Consider the following 16,450-nt stretch of genomic DNA (forward strand, 5'->3'; position numbering starts at 1 on the left):
CTACGCCGATAAGGAGCCCTCGGCATGCTCCGGCGGACGGCGCGTCCCCAGGGCTCACGGCCCGGGTCCCCCGTGAACGGGCCGGCGCCGCGGCCGCGCGTCGGCGGGCGCGCCCTCCGCATGCTCCGGCGGCCGCCACGGCCGGTGGCGGTGGTGCGGGGCACGTCGCGGCTCAGTGCTCGCGAGCCGCCGCCGCAAGTGCCCGCTCGAGGGCCGGCAGCCCCTGGCCGAGGAGCGTCTTCTCCAGGCTGTGGTCGTCCTCGCGGCCGGTCCGCTCACCCTGTGCGAAGCCGTCGGTGTCCAGGATCTGCCCGCACCACTCGCCCCGGCCCACCGTCTGTCCGTCGAACGGCACCACGGCCCCCTCCCCGAGGGCGACCCACCGCTCCTGCTCCCAGCGCAGAGCGAGGACGTAGGTGTGGCCCGGTACGACGCGCGGGGCGTCGCCGGTCAGCTGCGGGACGCGGGTCGTGCCGTCGGAGCGGAGCACCTTCCAGCCCGGCGCGATGTAGTCGACGGCGGACCCGACGGCGGGGTGGGAGCGGGTGCGGGAACGGAACGGCGTGGCCCGCACGTCCAGTTGCACGGTCCGCTCCAGCGCGTAGCGGTAGGCCCCGACCGACAGTTCCTCGCGCCCGCTCTCCCGTTCCCGCACGGCCCGGCCGACGACCACGACATCGGCGTACCGTACCCAGTCCCGCGCCGACGCGGACGGGTGACGATCGACCGGGACCCCGCATCCGTTGACGGTGTCGAGGCCCGGCCAGCCGACGAGGACGCCCGCGAGGACGCCGGCGGCCGCCAGGACGGCCATCACCGGGCGTCCGGTCATACGGTCGGGTAACAGGTTTCTCCGCATTCGATGATCTTGGTGGGACCCCGGCCGGCCAGCCGTGACCGGCGTCACACCGACGGTCACAGCCCTGTCACAGGCGCCGGAGGAAAAGGCGTCGTCGCCGCGCTCGCGGGGCTGGCGGGAAGGGCGGATGGCCTCTCGTGACCGGGAGGCGCATCGAGGGCCGGGTGGCGCTGCGCGCGTACGACCCGGTGGCGGAGGACAGTTACCGGGCGGCCGTGCTCAGCCGGGAGCCCACGTCGTTCACCGCCCTGCGCCCACCGGACCGGTGGCTGTCCTTCCGCCTCGACCCGGACACCTCCGGTGTCAGCGTGCACATCACTCCCACCCCCTCCGCCCACACCCACGCTCCGGTGGTGAACCCTCCCCCGCCGCATTCGGCGTCTCCCGCCACCACGGGGCGGGCCGTCGCGCTGTACCCCCTGATGCACCTGACGGCCACGCTGACCGAGGCCATCGGCGTCCGGGACGTGGTCGACCAGGTCGCCGACCAGGTGCTGCCCGCCTTCGGCGCCCGGCCGGTGGTCCTGATGACCGCTCAGGAGGGCCGGCTGCGGATCATCGGCTACCGCGGTTACACCGCCGAGCTCATGAACCGCTTCGACGCCGCCCCGCTCACGTCCGGCACACCCGCCGTGCGCGCCCTTGCCACGGGCGTCCCGGGGTTCTTCGCCACCTTCGCCGAGCTCAAGCGCGCCTATCCGCCCGCCGAGCTCCAGGACGGCATGGCCTCATGGGCCTTCCTGCCCCTGATCACCTCCGGACGTCCGGTCGGCTCCCTGGTCCTGGCCTACGAAAGGCACATCCCTTCGCTCCGGAGGAGCGGGCCGTCCTCACCTCCACCGCCGGGCTGATCGCCCAGGCCCTCGACCGCGCCCTGCTCTACGACACCAAGCACCGGCTGGTCCACAACCTCCAGGCCGGTCTGCTGCCCCACACCCTGCCCGACGTCCCGGGCCTGGACGTGGCCGCCCGATACCTGCCCGCGACCCGCGGCATGGACATCGGCGGCGACTTCTACGACCTCATCCGCCTCGACCCCACCACGGCCGCCGCGGCCATCGGCGACGTCCAGGGGCACAACGTCAACGCCGCCGCCCTCATGGGGCAGGTCCGCACCGCCGTCCACGCCACCGCCGGAGCGCCCCCGGGCGAAGTCCTCACCCGCACCAACCGCCTCCTCACCGACCTGGACCCCGGCCTCTTCACCGGCTGCCTCTACGCCCACCTCGACCTGGCGGCGCACCGCGCCCTCCTCGCCAGTGCCGGGCATCCGCCCCCGCTGCTGCGCCACCCCGACGGCCGCACCGAGATCCTCGCCGTGCCACCCGGCCCCCTCCTCGGCATCGATCCCGGCGCCCACTACCCGTCCCTGGAGATCCCGTTGCCGTCCGGCTCGGTGCTGGTCCTGTACACCGACGGACTCGTCGAGGCCCCGGGCTCCGACATCGGCGACGCCATCGACCGGCTCGCCGGCGCCCTCGCCCGGAGCGACGCCCCGACCATGAACGCCCTCGCCGACACGCTCGTCCGCCACGCCCGCCGCGCAGCGACGACATCGCCCTGCTGCTCATCCGACGCGAGTGAGCACGTCACCTTGCGGTCCCTCACCCCCTTCTGACCAACCGGGCGTTCACCGTGTACCGGCCGCACCCGTCCGCGGCGCACCGGACGTCCGCGGGCCGAGTCCGGACAGGGACGCGAGGGTGGCGGCCGCGCCCGTGAGGTCCGCGCGGAGCGCCTTCTCCCGGGCGAGCAGGTCACGCTGTGCGCCGAGGACGGTCACGGTGGCGCGGATGTGGCCCAGGGCGTCGCGTACGGGTACGGCGTACTCGCTGACCCCGTGCTCGAACTCGCCGTGCGCCACCACCACACCGCCGGCCCGGTCGCGGGCGTTGGCCAGGACGAGTTCCTCCGCCGAGCGGGCCGCGCGGGGGCCGCCCACGCCGATCAGTTCGTAGCCGTCCAGCAGCCCGGCGATCTCCCGCGGCGTGTGGTCGAGGAGCAGGGCCCGTCCGGCGCCGGTGCACCAGCAGGGGGTGACGAGGCTCGCCCGGGTGAGCCACGGTTCGGCGAGGCCGGCGGCGGACTCGGCGCGCAGCAGCCGGACGAGGACGCCGTCGCGTACGGAGAGGCGGGCGCTCGCCCCGTGGGCGACGGCGAGGCGGCGCAGTACCGGCCGGCTGCCGCGCAGCCAGCCGGGGCCGAGCGACGCGGCCGTGGCGAGGAACGCCTCGGCGACGCGCAGCGTGGTGTCGTCCCGGCGCTGGAGGTAGCCCTTCTCGCACAGCTCCTGGGCCGTCCGGGACGCCTTGCTGCGCTCGATGCCGACCTCGTCGGCGAGTCTGCTGACGTTGAAGCCGGTGCGGCCGGACAGCTCGCGCTCCAGCACCGCGTTCAGCATGCGCAGGCCGGTCCGCAGCGAGGAGGCGGTGGTGGAGGCCGCGGGCGTGGCCCGGGACGGGTCCGACGTCATGTGCGCTCAGGCCCGGGAGATCAGTTCCAGCGGGGCGGACAGCTCGATCACCGGGACCTCCCACGGATGGGCGTCGGCGATACGGGCGAGGATCCGGGTCAGTTCCTCGTCGCTCGCCCCGGCGTCGATGTACGAGGTGAAGGTGAGCGTCGGGGAGAGGGAACGCCCGCCGACCCGGCCGAGGACCGGGGCGGCGCCGGGGCGGGTGGTGAAGCCCTCGGCGCCGAAGCCCACCTCGAACACGTCGTCGTAGAGGCCGAAGTCGCCGAGCCCGGGCGAGGACTCCAGGACGCGCAGCAGGGACGCGAAGGAGGCGTCGTCGCGGACGGCTCCGGTGTCGCCCGCCGTGGCGGCGGCGAGGGTCGTGTGCGCCACCGGCCAGTACACCCTGATCGCCCGCACCGAGCGGCGCCGGATGGCACGGCCCCGCCCGATGGTGTCCGGCGTCGTCGTCGCGGTCATGGCGGCGGGTCTCCCGAGGAGTCGGTGGAGGGGAACACAAGGCATGCTAGCCGTGCGTCAAATGCACGGCAATATGAGAATGCTGCACACAGAGCGGGGAGGGTGACGTCCGGGGGCGCAGTACAGTGCGGGGGTCGCCGAGCCGGTGGAGGGCCGCATGGAATCGAGCACGGGCAAGGGGCTCGACGTGCTGTCGGCGCTCGCCCGCCGGTCGGCCGAGGGAGTGCGGCACGACTCCGTCACGGAACTGGCCCGCGCGCTGGACCGCGACCGCAGTCAGCTCTCGCGCACCATCGGCGCGCTGGCCGAGGAGGGCTTCGTGCTGCGGGAGGACGCCCCGCGCGCCCTCGGCCCGCACTGGCGGCTGTACGCCGAGGCGCAGGAACTCACCGCGCACCGGCTGCGCACGGACGGTCTCACCGCCCTGGAGGGCCTGGTCGCCGAGACCGGCGAGAGCTGCTACCTCGGTGTCCTGGTCGGCGACACCACGGTGACCATCGCGGAACGGGTGCCGCCGGGCAGCCGGCAGCTGGGGTCGTGGATCGGCCGCCCGTACCCCGCCTACTGCAGCGACTGCGGGCAGGCCCTGCTCAGCGACGCCGACGACGAGGAGGTCGCCGCGGTCCTCGCGCGCACGGAGTTCGTGCGCCACGGGCCCCGCACCCCCGTGGACGTGGACGACTTCCTGCGGCGCCTCGCGCGCACCCGGGAGCGCGGGTACTCGGTCGTGGACGAGGAGGCCGAGCCGGGACTGTACTCGGTCGCCGTACCGGTACGGGACTTCCGTGACGAGGTCGTGGCCGCCGTTCAGGTCGTCGGCCCCCGTGTCCGGCTCGCCGAACGGACCGAGGAGTGCGCGCGGGCGGCGCTGCGCTGGGGCCGCCGGCTGGAGGACGCGCTGCGCGGAGTGGAGCGCGGGCCGGGCTGAGGGGCTGTCAGGAGGTCAGCTCCGCACGGCGAACTGGCTCCCGGTCTTCTCCCCGTCCTCGGTGAGTGCCGCGGCCACGCAGCGAAAGACCCGCAGGCCCTTGTCCCACTCCGCGGCCGTCGGCGGGATGATGTCGGTCTGCCACTCCGCGGCGGTCTCTCGGCCCTCGGGCGCCATCGTCGCGGCCATGACCTTCTGCGAGCACAGGGCCTTGACGTCCGGATGTCTGATCAGGTCCCGCGCGTTGTTCGTCATGCCGTCCTCCGGCAGCGGGGCGATCGCGAAGGTCTCCCACACGTGCCTGGTCGCGCAGTCCGCGCGGCTGACGGTGACGATGCCCGAGATGTCGACGATGCCGCTCCAGCATTCGGGACCCGCGACGCACCGGCCGCCCACGCCGTCGACGGCCGTCGCGGGACAGCCGCCGGTCGTGGTGGCGACGCCGAAGCCCGCCGTGCCCTTGTCCCCGGCGGTGGCGCCTGCGGAGGGGGCGGCGGCCGACACCGGGTTCCCGCCTGCGCCCTCCGAGCCGCCGTACCGGTACGTCACGACGGTGACCGAGACGCTCACGGAGACGGCGACGGCCGCCACCGCGGCAATCAGCCGGGTGCGTCCCGCGCCCTTGCGCCCGCCCTCGGCCCCGCCCGGTCCGGTGACCGCGGTGGTGGCGCCCGTTGCGCCCGGCGGCCGCGGGGTTCCGGTCGTGACGGGGACCGCGTCCCGGGCAGGCGGCGCGTCCACGAGTCGCGGTGCGTCCGCGACGGGGGGCGTGTCCCGGTGGAAGGGGACCGTGGTCGTGGTCGGCGGCGGGCCGAAGCCGCCCGCGGCCGGGCCCGCGGCGCCGAGGTCGACGGCGGCGAGGGCGTCCCGGAACACGCCCGCGTCGGACAGCCGCTCGGCCGGGTCCGGGGCGAGTGCGCGCCGGAGTACGTCGTTGAGGGCCGGGGGCACGCCGGGCAGGGCGGGGTACGGCCAGGTGTGCCGCACGATCAGTTCGGCGAGGCTGAGCTGGGTCCCGTCGTCCGGGTGGTGCGGCGGGAAGCCGCGCAGCAGGGCGTAGAGCGTGGCGGCCAGTGAGTACAGATCACCGGCCGGGGTGGGCTCGGCCAGATGGAAGGCCTCGGGCGGCGCGTACGCGGGGGTCAGCGCCTCCCGGGTCACGGACAGGTCCCGCCCCGGCCGGGGCATGGCCGCGAGCCCGAAGTCCGTGAGGGCCACCCCGCCGTACCGGTTGACCATGACGTTGCCGGGCTTGATGTCACGGTGCAGCACCCCGGCCGCGTGGGCGGCCGCCACCGCGTCCGCGAGACCCACGCCGATGTCGCGCGCCTCCTTCGGCGGGAAGGCGCCCTGCCGGTGCAGCCGCTCGCCCAGCGATCCGCCGGGGCACAACTCCAGCACCATGTAGGGCCGGTCGTCGGCGAGGACCCCCGCGTCGTACACCGGCACCACGTGCGGGTGCCCGGACAACTGCCCGGCGGCCGTGACCTCGCGCAGGAAACGCTGGCGGTCGCGCGGGGTGGACAGCACCCGGCTGTCCACCTTCAGCGCGACCTCCCTGCCCACGGCCCGTTGCCGGGCGCGGTAGACCGTGGCGAAACCGCCCTGCCCCAGGACCTCGTGGATCTCGTATCCGGACAGTGCCAGTCCTTCGGGCCCCATGTGCCGTACCCCCAGCGCGCCACCCCGGGCGGTACGTCCGACCGAGGACGAGGCGAGACTCTAGCCGAGGACCGGGGCGGGGCCGCTCACAGGTCCGCCGGTCTGCTGTACTCGGTCGCCGCGTCCAGCAGCCAGTCCGTGAGGTATCCGGCGAAGGAGGAGCGGACCAGGACCCAGAATCCGCCCCCGGGTTCGTCCCTGGCGACCAGGACGATCTGGGTGCGGCCCAGGGTGGTCTGGGCGCAGCGCCCGGGTCCGAAGGCGCGCGGGTGCAGGTCGAGGGGGCAGCCGTGGGCCAGGAGGTCGCGGGCGCGGGGGCCGGCGACTAGGAGGGTGGTGCGCTGGGCGGAGACGTCGGTGACGGAGACGTGGTCGTCGCCGGCGGCCGCGCGGACGCGGCTCTCCAGGTCTCCTTGGGCGCCGGGCCGCCCCACCAGGAGCCATTCGTCCGGGCCGAGCCGGAGCGCCGTCAGCTCCCGGGTGCGTACGACCGTGTCGGGTTCGAGGGGAAGGGGGAGACCGAGGGCGACGCCGACCGCGTCCGCCGCCGGGCCCTTGGCGTCGAGGCGGACGTCGAGCTGGGCCAGGAAGGGGAGTTCGGCGAGCCGGACCGCGCCGCCGGAGGTACGGGTGGCGGCGGCGAGACGGCTCCTGGCGTGCCCCAGGGGGCTGCGGGGCGGGGCGGCGGGGGTGGTGTCAGCCATCGCGGCGGGCTCCCTCGGGGTCGTAGAGGACGGGGCCGGCGACGGTCACCGGGACCAGCCGGTCGCCGACCGGGGCGTACAGCCGTTCGCCGATGCGGTCCCGGCCGCCCTTGACCAGGGCGAGGGCGAAGGTCCGGCCGAGGGCCGCGCTGCGGTAGCTGGAGGTGACGTGGCCGAGCATCGGCACGGGCGGGGCCGGCAGGACGCTGTCGGCGACGAGATGCGTGCCCTCGGGCAGGAAGGTGCCGGGGTCCTCGGGGAGCAGACCGACCAGGTGCTTGCGGTCCGGGCGGACGGTGTCGGCGCGGGCGAAGGAGCGCTTGCCGATGAAGTCGGGCTTCTTCTTCGACACCGCCCAGCTCATGCCGAGGTCCTGGGGGGTGACGGTGCCGTCGGTGTCCTGGCCGATGATCGGGTAGCCCTTCTCGGCGCGCAGGACGTGCATCGTCTCGGTGCCGTACGGGGTGATGCCGTAGGGGGCGCCGGCCTCGTACAGGGCCTCCCAGAGGGCGAGGGCCTCCCACGGGGACACGTTGATCTCGTAGGCCAGTTCGCCGGAGAAGCTGATCCGGCACACCCGGGCGTCGAGGCCCGCGACGGTCGTCTCGCGCCAGGCCATGAACGGGAAGTCGTCGTTGGAGACGGCCAGTCCGGGCGCGAGTGAGCCGAGGACGGCGCGGGACTTCGGGCCGACGAGGGCGACGGTGGCCCACTGCTCGGTGACCGAGGTGCAGTGCACGCGCAGTCCGGGCCACTCGGTCTGGAGCCACTCCTCCATCCAGTCCAGGACGGCGGCCGCGTTGCCGGTGGTCGTGGTGACCAGGAAGCGGTCCTCGGCGAGGCGGATGACCGTGCCGTCGTCGAAGACCATGCCGTCCAGGCGGCACATCACGCCGTAGCGGATCATGCCGACCTTCAGGGTGCTCATCACGTTGGTGTAGAGCAGGTCGAGGAAGACGGCGGCGTCCGGGCCCTGCACGTCGATCTTGCCGAGCGTGGAGGCGTCCATGAAGGCGACGCCCTCTCGGGCGGCGGCGCACTCGCGCAGCACGGCCGTCTCCATGTCCTCGCCGTCCTGCGGGTAGTACCAGGGGCGTTTCCACTGGCCGACGTTCTCGAAGAGGGCGCCGTGCGCGACATGCCACTCGTGCAGTGCGGTCGTACGGATCGGGTCGAGCAGGGCGCCTCGGTCCCGGCCGGCGAGGGCGGCGAAGGAGACGGGGGTGTAGGGCGGGCGGAAGGTGGTCGTGCCGAGGGCGGAGATGTCCACCCCCAGGAGTTCGGCGACGACGCCGCCGGCGAGGATGCCGGAGGTCTTGGCCTGGTCGTTGGCGGTGCCGGCCGTGGTGTAGCGCTTGGTGTGCTCGACCGAGCGCAGGCCGGCGCCGGTCGCCCGGGCCAGGTCGTCGACGGTGACGTCGCGCTGGAGGTCGACGAAACGCGGCGCGCCGTCACGGCCCGGCACGGTGAAGACCTGCATGGGCGGCGTGTACGGCTGCGCGGGCGCCTCGGGGAGACGGGGCGCCTCGGGGGTGTACCCCTCGGCCTCGATCGCACGGGCGCCGGCGGCCGCGCCCTGCGCGAGGACACCGGCGAGGTCCAGGACGCCGTTCGCACTGCCCGCGACCTCGACCGCCTGAGGGCAGACGTCGGGGACGAAGGCGCCGAGCGTCTCGTCGTGGCGCAGTGTGCCGCCCGCCTGGCTGAACAGGTGCGCGACGGGGTTCCAGCCGCCGGAGACCAGCAGGAGGTCGGCGGCGACCTCCCGCTGCCCCGCCGTCTCGCCGTACGGCGCCACGCTCACGGTGGTGATCCGCGGGTCGCCCTCGGTGCCGACGACGGCGTGGCCGGCCAGCACCTCGATGCCGGCCTCGCGGGCGCGCTCCGCCCACTCCCCCGCGTCGGGCCGCGTGTCGACGATCACCGGCACCCGCACCCCGGCGGCGTGCAGGTCCAGCGCGGCCTCGTAGGCGCTGTCGTTGGTGGTGAAGACGACGGCACGGCGGCCGGGCAGGACACCGTGCCGGTTGAGGTAGGCGCGGGCGGACGCGGCGAGCATCACGCCGGGGCGGTCGTTGTCCGCGAAGGCCATCGAGCGTTCGTGGGCGCCGGTGGCGAGGACGACCCGGCGGGCGCGGATGCGCCAGACGCGCTCGCGGGAGACGTGCGCGGGGGCCGCGGCGCCGAGGTGGCTGGTGCGGCGCTCGACGGCGAGCAGGTGGTTGTCGTCGTAGTGGCCGAAGACGGTGGTGCGGCGCAGGACGCGCACCTCGGGAGCGGATGCGAGCAGCGCGGCGACCTGCGCCACCCAGGCGAGGTGTTCGGCGGTCGACAGCAGGCTGCCGCCGAGTTCCGGCTGTTCGTCGGCGAGGATCACACGGGCACCGCTGCGGGCGGCGGCCGCGGCGGCGGCGAGGCCGGCGGGGCCCGCGCCGACGATCAGGAGGTCGCAGTGGGCGTGGACGGCGTCGTAGCGGGCCGGGTCCGGTGCGGTCGCGAGGCGGCCCTGGCCGGGGAGGCTGCTCGCCACGAGGCCGTCGTACAGCTCGACGGTCGTCGCGGGAAGCATCGGCTCCGGGAAGGGTGCCTCGATCTGCACGACGGCGTTGGGTTCTTCCACGCCGGCGGAGAAGATGCCGCGGGGGCGGCCGAGCTTGATGCTGGTCGCTGCCGTGATGACGCCGTTGGCGAGGAGGGCCGAGGCGAGGGTGTCGCCCGCGAAGCCCTGGTACGCGGTGCCGTCGAACGTGAAGGTCAGGGGTTCGCCGCCGTGGGTTCGGCCATGGGCGGCCAAGCGGTCGGCGGTCGGCGGGGGCTCTGCCCCCGGACCCGCGTCCGGCCCTGAAGGGGCCTCGTCCTGGAACTCCCCCGGCGGGGGTACCCCCGGACGGGCTGGGTGTGCCGGACCGGGCTGAGCGGGCGCCGCGGGACGCCCGGAGGTCTCGGGGCGCTCCTCCCCCGCCCGGTACACCGCCAGGATCTGGTTGGTCGACGTGTCCCGCACCGCGTTGAACCACCGTCGGCAGCCCGCCGCGTGGCTCCAGCGCTCGGCGAAGGGTCCCTTGGGGTTGTCGCGGAAGAAGAGGTAGCGGGCCCACTCCTCGTCGGTCAGGGCCGCCGGGTTCTCGGGGTAGGGCACATGGGCCTGTCCGCCGTAGTGGAACTCGGCCTCGTCACGGGGCCCGCACCACGGGCAGGGGATGAGCAGCATGGTTCGGCTCCCTAGTGGTCCTAGTGGGCCACCGCGGCCGCGCCGTGCTCGTCGACGAGCGCGCCGGTGGTGAAACGGTCGAGCGAGAAGGGGGCGTTGAGGGCGTGCGGGGTGTCGTGGGCGATGGTGTGGGCGTAGACCCAGCCGACGCCGGGGGTGGCCTTGAAGCCGCCCGTGCCCCAGCCGCAGTTGAGGTAGAGGTTGTTCACCGGGGTGAGGCCGACGATCGGTGAGGCGTCGGGGCTGACGTCGACGATGCCGCCCCAGGTGCGCAGGACGTGGGCGCGGGCGAAGACCGGGAAGAGCTCCAGGGCCGCCGACATCTGCTCCTCGATGATGTGGAAGGCGCCGCGCTGGGTGTAGGAGTTGTACGCGTCGATGCCCGCGCCCATCACCAGCTCGCCCTTGTGCGCCTGGCTGACGTACACGTGGACCGCGTTGGACATGACGACGGTGGGGTGGACCGGCTCCAGGAGCTCCGAGACCAGGGCCTGCAACGGGTGGCTCTGGAGGGGGAGTTCGATGCCCGCCATGGCGGCGAGGACCGAGGTGTGGCCGGCCGAGCACAGGGCCACCTTGCCCGCGGCGATCGGGCCGCGCGTGGTCCGCACGCCGGTCACCCGGCCGTCGACCACGTCCAGCCCGGTGACCTCGCAGTTCTGGATGATGTCGATGCCCGCCGCGTCCGCGGAGCGGGCGAAGGCCCAGGCGACGTAGTCGTGCTTGGCGATGCCGGCGCGCGGCTGGTAGGTGCCGCCGAGGACCGGGTAGCGCACGTCCGGGGAGATGTTGACGATCGGGCAGACTTCCTTGACCTGCTGGGCGTCCAGCCATTCGGCGTCGACGCCGTTGAGGCGGTTGGCCTCGACGCGGCGCACGCTGTCGCGGACGTCCTGGAGGCTGTGGGCGAGGTTCAGCACGCCTCGCTGGGAGAAGAGGATCGGGTAGTCCAGCTCCTCTTCCAGCCCCTCCCAGAGCTTGAGCGCGTGCTCGTAGATGCCGGCGCTCTCGTCCCACAGGTAGTTGGAGCGGATGATCGTGGTGTTGCGGGCCATGTTGCCGCCCGCCAGCCACCCCTTCTCCAGTACGGCGACGTTGGTGATGCCGTGGTTCTTCGCCAGGTAGTGGGCGGTGGCGAGACCGTGGCCGCCGCCGCCGACGATCACCACGTCGTAGGACCGCGCGGGCTCGGGGTCGCGCCAGAGCCAGTCGGGGTGGTCGGGGAGGTCGGCGCCGGGGGTGCTGGGGCTCATCGGGCGTCTCCGGCTTCTGCTGCTGCCTGGGACAGGTGCGGGTAGAGCGGGTGCTTCGCGGCCAGCGTCTGCGTGCGGGCGCGCAGGGCGGCGAGGTCGGGGGCGGGCTGGAGGGCGAGGGCGATCACATCGGCCACCTCGGCGAAGTCCTCCTCGGTGAAGCCGCGGGTGGCCAGCGCAGGGGTGCCGATGCGCAGGCCCGAGGTGACCATGGGCGGGCGGGGGTCGAAGGGCACGGCGTTGCGGTTGACGGTGATGCCGATCCCGTGGAGGAGGTCCTCGGCCTGGCGTCCGTCCAGCTCCGCGTCGCGCAGGTCGACGAGGACGAGGTGGACGTCCGTGCCGCCGGTCAGCACCTTCACGCCGGCCGCCGCCGCGTCCGGCCGGATGAGGCGCTCGGCGAGGATGCGGGCGCCGGCGAGCGTGCGGGCCTGGCGCTCGGCGAACTCGGGGGACGCGGCGACCTTGAAGGAGACCGCCTTCGCGGCGATGACGTGCTCCAGCGGGCCGCCCTGCATGCCGGGGAAGACCGCCGAGTTGATCTTCTTGGCGAGGTCGGGCTCGTTGGTGAGGATGACTCCGCCCCGCGGTCCGCCGAGCGTCTTGTGCGTCGTCGTGGTCGTGACGTGGGCGTGCGGGACGGGGCTCGGGTGCAGTCCGGCGGCCACCAGGCCCGCGAAGTGCGCCATGTCCACCATCAGCAGGGCACCCACCTCGTCGGCGATCCGGCGGAAGGCGGCGAAGTCCAGCTGCCGGGGGTACGCCGACCAGCCCGCGATGATCATCTTGGGGCGGTGTTCCTTGGCGAGCTTCTCGACCTCGTCCATGTCGACGAGGTTGTCCGCCTCGGACACGTGATACGGCACCACGTTCAGCATCTTGCCGCTGTAGTTGAGGCGCATGCCGTGGGTGAGGTGGCCGCCGTGCGCGAGGTCGAGGCCGAGGACCGTGTCGCCGGGCTGGAGCAGGGCGAAGAAGACCGCGGTGTTGGCCTGGGCTCCGGAATGCGGCTGGACGTTGGCGTGACCCGCGCCGAACAGGGACTTGATCCGCTCGATCGCCAGCCTCTCGGTGACGTCGACGTGTTCGCAGCCGCCGTAGTAGCGGCGTCCGGGGTAGCCCTCGGCGTACTTGTTGGTGAGGACCGAGCCCTGCGCCTCCATCACGGCGGACGGCGCGAAGTTCTCGGAGGCGATCATCTCCAGGGTGGACTGCTGGCGGTGCAGTTCGGCGGTGAGGGCTTCGTGGACCTCGGGGTCCAGCTCCGCCAGGGGGCTGTTCAGCGCGTTCATGCGGCGTTCGCGTTCCTCTCGGCGGCCTCGACGACATTGGCGAGCAGCATGGCTCGGGTCATGGGGCCCACGCCCCCGGGCATCGGCGCGACCCAGCCGGCGACCGCGGCGGCCTCCGGGTGGACGTCGCCGGCCAGTCCCTGGTCGGTGCGGGTGATGCCGACGTCCAGGACCGCCGCCCCGGGACGCAGCATGTCCCTGGTGATCAGTCCGGGCGAGCCGGCCGCCGCGACGACGATCTCCGCCTCGCGTACGTGCCAGGGCAGGCCCTTGGTTCCGGTGTGGCAGAGGGTGACGGTGGCGTTCTCGGATCTGCGGGTGAGGAGCAGGCCGAGGGGCCGTCCGACGGTGATGCCCCGGCCGATCACGCACACCCGGGCTCCGGCGAGCGGGACGTCGTGGCGGCGGAGCAGTTCGACGATGCCGCGCGGGGTGCACGGCAGCGGGGCGTCGACGCCGAGCGCGAGCCGGCCGAGGTTGACCGGGTGCAGTCCGTCGGCGTCCTTGGCCGGGTCCATGCGCTCCAGTACGGCGTTGGCGTCCAGATGGGCCGGGAGCGGGAGCTGGACGATGTAGCCGGTGCAGGCGGGGTCGGCGTTGAGCTCGTCGACGACGTCCTCGACCTGCCGCTGGGTGGCGTCGGCGGGCAGGTCCCGGCGGATGGAGGCGATGCCCGCCTGGGCACAGTCCCGGTGCTTCCCGGCAACGTAGGCGCGACTGCCGGGGTCGTCCCCGACGAGGACCGTGCCAAGACCGGGCGGAGGCCCACCGGCGGCCGTCGACCTGGCCACACGCTCGGCGAGTTCACGGCGGATGGCGGCGGCGGTGGCTTTGCCGTCAAGGAGCTGTGCGGTCACCGGCGGCACTCCTTCCCACTGGGCCGGCATGGAGCGCCCCACCGGGGCGCGGGGAACGGCGCGACGAGCCCCAACGCGTCCGCTTCGGACTCACCCACGGAGCCGGGACATCGTCGGGTCGAACAACGGCTCTTCGGCGACGACCGCCTCGACACGCTCGTCGAAGTATCCGATCCGCAGCACGGTCCCCGGCGCGGCCACCTCCGTCGGGAGCCAGGCGTACGCGATGCCCTTGCCGATCGTGTAGCCGTACGCCGCGCTGGTGACGTACCCGACGGCACGGTCCCCGTCGAACACGGGCTCCTTGCCCATCACCACCGACCGCGGGTCGGCGATCGTGAGGCAGGTCAGCTTCCGCCGCACGTCGGCCCTGCGGCGCTCCAGCGCCTCCTTGCCGACGAAGTCGCCCTTGTCGAGCTTGACGGCGAAGCCGACGCCGGCCTCGTAGGGGTCGTGTTCGTAGGTCATGTCGGTGCCGAAGGAGCGGTAGCCCTTCTCCAGGCGGAGGCTGTTGAAGGCGCCGCGGCCGGCGACGATGCCGCCCAGCGGCTCGGCCGCCTGCCAGAGGGTGTCCCAGAGCTTCTGGCCGAGATCGGCGGTGGTGTACAGCTCCCAGCCGAGTTCGCCGACGTACGACAGCCGCATCGCGGTGACGGGCACGCTGCCGATGTGGGCGCGCTTGGCGCGGAAGTACTTCAGGCCGTCGCCGGAGAAGTCCTCGTCCGTCAGCGGCTGGAGCACCTTGCGGGCCAGCGGGCCCCACAGACCGATGCAGCAGGTGCCGGGGGTGATGTCGCGGACCTGGACCGTGCCGTCGGCGGGGAGGTGGCGGGTGAACCAGTCGAGGTCGAGGTTGCCGTTGGCGCCGACCTGGAAGAGGTCGCGGGCGAGCCGGGCGACGGTGATGTCGCTGCGGATGCCGCCGTCGTGGTCCAGCAACAGGGTGTACGTCACCGAGCCGACGGACTTGGCGACCTTGCTGGTGGTCAGCCGCTCCAGGAAGTCGCCGGCGCCGGGGCCGGTCACCTCCAGGCGCTTGAGGGCCGTCATGTCGTAGAGCGCGACGGTCTCGCGGGTGCGCTGCGCCTCCGCGCCGACGATCGGCGACCAGTACCGCGCCGCCCAGTCGTTGGGGGTGGGGATGCTGCGGCCCTCGACGAGCGGGGCGTTGGCCTCGTACCACTGCGGGCGCTCCCAGCCGTTCGCCTCCAGGAAGAAGGCGCCCCGCTCCCGCTGGCGGGCGTGGAAGGGGCTGGTGCGGATCGGGCGGGGCCTGCCGGACGGCTGGAGGGGGTGGAGGATGTCGTAGACCTCGACGAAGTTCTGGCAGTCGCGGGCCAGGACGTACTCCGGGGAGAGCTGGTGCGGCTCGAAGCGGTTGACGTCGCACTCGTGCAGGTCGAAGGACGAGCAGTAGCCGTCCACCAGCCACTCGGCCATGGCCCGGCCGACGCCCGCGGAGTGGGTGACCCAGACCGCCTCGGCGACCCAGAAGCCCTTGACGTCCGGGGACTCGCCGAGAAGCGGGAAGTTGTCGGTGGTGAAGGAGAACAGGCCGTTGATGCCCTCCTCGACCTTGGCCTCCTTCGTCGCGGGAAGTAGCGACCGGGTCTCGGTCCAGGCGTCCTCGAAGTCCTCCTCGGTGAACTTCTGGATGGAGGGCATCGCCTCGGCCTCGTCCACCGAGAGGATGTCGTCGGCGGAGACGGGCATCGGGCGGTGGCCGTAGTAGCCGATACCGAGGCCGTCGAAGCGGTCGCGGTAGTAGAGGTCGGCGTCCTGGTGGCGCAGGATCGGGCGGACCGCCTCCTCGGTCTGGCCGGCGAGGGCGGGGACGGGGCCGGTCCAGGCGAGCTGGTGGGCGAGCGGGGTGAGCGGCAGGTTCATGCCGACCATGCGGGCGATCTTCGGGCCCCAGATGCCGGCGCAGCACACGACGATGTCGGCGGGGATCTCGCCCTGGTCGGTGAGGACGCCGGTCACCTCGCCGTCGGTCTGGCGGACGTCGAGGACCTCGTGGCGGGCCAGGAAGGTCACGCCGCGCTCGGTGGCCCGGCGGATCTGGGCCTCGACGGCGAGGACGGCCTTGGCGAGGCCGTCGGTGGGGACCAGGAGGCCGCCGAGCACCTTGTCGCGGTTGACGAGGGGGTGCCGCTCGACGCACTCGTCGGGAGTGAGCAGACGCGCCTCGATGCCCCAGGCGGTGACCCAGCCGTGCCGGCGGTGGAGTTCGGTCAGGCGCTCGGGGGTGGTGGCCACTTCGAGGCCGCCGACCTGGAGGAAGCAGGGCTTGCCGTCGACGTCGAGGGAACAGAACTTCTCGACCGTGTAGCGGGCCAGCTCGGTCATGGTCTTGGAGGAGTTCGTCTGGAAGACCAGGCCAGGGGCGTGTGAGGTGGAGCCCCCGGTCGCGGGGAGCGGGCCCTGGTCGACCACGGTCACTTCGGTCCAGCCTCGCGCGGAGATCTCGTCGGCCAGGGCCGCTCCCACGACGCCCGCTCCGATGATCACCACTCGGGGTCCCGCCATCGCCGCACCTCCGAATCAAACCGGCGCCCAGCCGGTTCAGTTGCTGTCTGCGCAACATGCTTCAGGTTGCGCAACTCAATGTGCCCGCCTCGGGGAGGGGGTGTCAAGGGGTCCGTGACGTCGGAAAACAGGCGGAAACACGGCCCTGACAGTGGTCCGGACACGGCGATGCCCGGCGGGCGGTGCGCGCAGGTGCGCACCGCCCGCCGGGCATGTTCGA

11 protein-coding genes and 1 pseudogene are annotated in these 16,450 nt (G+C 73.5%); 2 read left to right on the forward strand and 10 right to left on the reverse strand.

The window, feature by feature from the left end; genetic code table 11:
• Positions 1–172: 172 nt before the first annotated feature.
• Positions 173–832, reverse strand: a complete 660-nt coding sequence (locus tag ACFY30_RS27855) for a hypothetical protein (RefSeq protein WP_390847883.1) — start codon at positions 830–832, stop codon at positions 173–175.
• A gap of 209 nt (positions 833–1,041) precedes the next feature.
• Between ACFY30_RS27855 and ACFY30_RS27860 the strand changes: the two are divergent.
• Positions 1,042–2,443: pseudogene (locus ACFY30_RS27860) on the forward strand (PP2C family protein-serine/threonine phosphatase); the annotation flags it as partial.
• Between the two features lie 46 nt (positions 2,444–2,489).
• Here the strand turns inward: ACFY30_RS27860 and ACFY30_RS27865 are convergent.
• Complete coding sequence (locus ACFY30_RS27865) at positions 2,490–3,332, reverse strand: IclR family transcriptional regulator C-terminal domain-containing protein (protein ID WP_390847884.1); 843 nt, start codon at positions 3,330–3,332, stop codon at positions 2,490–2,492.
• A gap of 6 nt (positions 3,333–3,338) precedes the next feature.
• Complete coding sequence (locus ACFY30_RS27870; protein ID WP_390847885.1) at positions 3,339–3,794, reverse strand: hypothetical protein; 456 nt, start codon at positions 3,792–3,794, stop codon at positions 3,339–3,341.
• A gap of 157 nt (positions 3,795–3,951) precedes the next feature.
• Between ACFY30_RS27870 and ACFY30_RS27875 the strand changes: the two genes are divergently transcribed.
• Complete coding sequence (locus tag ACFY30_RS27875) at positions 3,952–4,722, forward strand: IclR family transcriptional regulator (protein ID WP_390847886.1); 771 nt, start codon at positions 3,952–3,954, stop codon at positions 4,720–4,722.
• Positions 4,723–4,737: 15 nt separating this feature from the next.
• Here the strand turns inward: ACFY30_RS27875 and ACFY30_RS27880 are convergent, their stop codons facing one another.
• From ACFY30_RS27880 to ACFY30_RS27910, 7 genes are all read right to left on the reverse strand, one after another.
• Positions 4,738–6,384, reverse strand: coding sequence for a serine/threonine-protein kinase (locus ACFY30_RS27880; RefSeq protein ID WP_390847887.1), 1,647 nt, complete (start codon positions 6,382–6,384; stop codon positions 4,738–4,740).
• Positions 6,385–6,470: 86 nt separating this feature from the next.
• Entirely contained in the window at positions 6,471–7,088 is a 618-nt protein-coding gene (locus tag ACFY30_RS27885) for a sarcosine oxidase subunit gamma (protein ID WP_390847888.1), read from the reverse strand.
• On the reverse strand, positions 7,081–10,299 hold the full coding sequence (locus tag ACFY30_RS27890) for a sarcosine oxidase subunit alpha family protein (protein ID WP_390847889.1): 3,219 nt from the start codon (positions 10,297–10,299) through the stop codon (positions 7,081–7,083). Before ACFY30_RS27890 ends, ACFY30_RS27885 begins: the two co-directional genes overlap by 8 nt.
• A 20-nt stretch (positions 10,300–10,319) precedes the next feature.
• Positions 10,320–11,552, reverse strand: a complete 1,233-nt coding sequence (locus tag ACFY30_RS27895; protein ID WP_390847890.1) for a sarcosine oxidase subunit beta family protein — start codon at positions 11,550–11,552, stop codon at positions 10,320–10,322.
• A complete protein-coding gene (glyA, locus tag ACFY30_RS27900) occupies positions 11,549–12,844 on the reverse strand; it encodes a serine hydroxymethyltransferase (protein WP_390847891.1) in 1,296 nt (431 codons plus the stop codon). The genes ACFY30_RS27895 and glyA overlap by 4 nt, the downstream gene beginning before the upstream one ends.
• Positions 12,841–13,701, reverse strand: a complete 861-nt coding sequence (locus ACFY30_RS27905; protein ID WP_390847892.1) for a bifunctional methylenetetrahydrofolate dehydrogenase/methenyltetrahydrofolate cyclohydrolase — start codon at positions 13,699–13,701, stop codon at positions 12,841–12,843. Before ACFY30_RS27905 ends, glyA begins: the two co-directional genes overlap by 4 nt.
• A gap of 90 nt (positions 13,702–13,791) precedes the next feature.
• Positions 13,792–16,230 (reverse strand): FAD-dependent oxidoreductase, encoded by a 2,439-nt coding sequence (locus ACFY30_RS27910; RefSeq protein WP_390847893.1) that lies wholly within the window; start codon positions 16,228–16,230, stop codon positions 13,792–13,794.
• Positions 16,231–16,450: the final 220 nt, after the last annotated feature.

The sequence above is a fragment of the Streptomyces sp. NPDC000345 genome (genome assembly GCF_042898825.1).
Classification (GTDB): domain Bacteria; phylum Actinomycetota; class Actinomycetes; order Streptomycetales; family Streptomycetaceae; genus Streptomyces.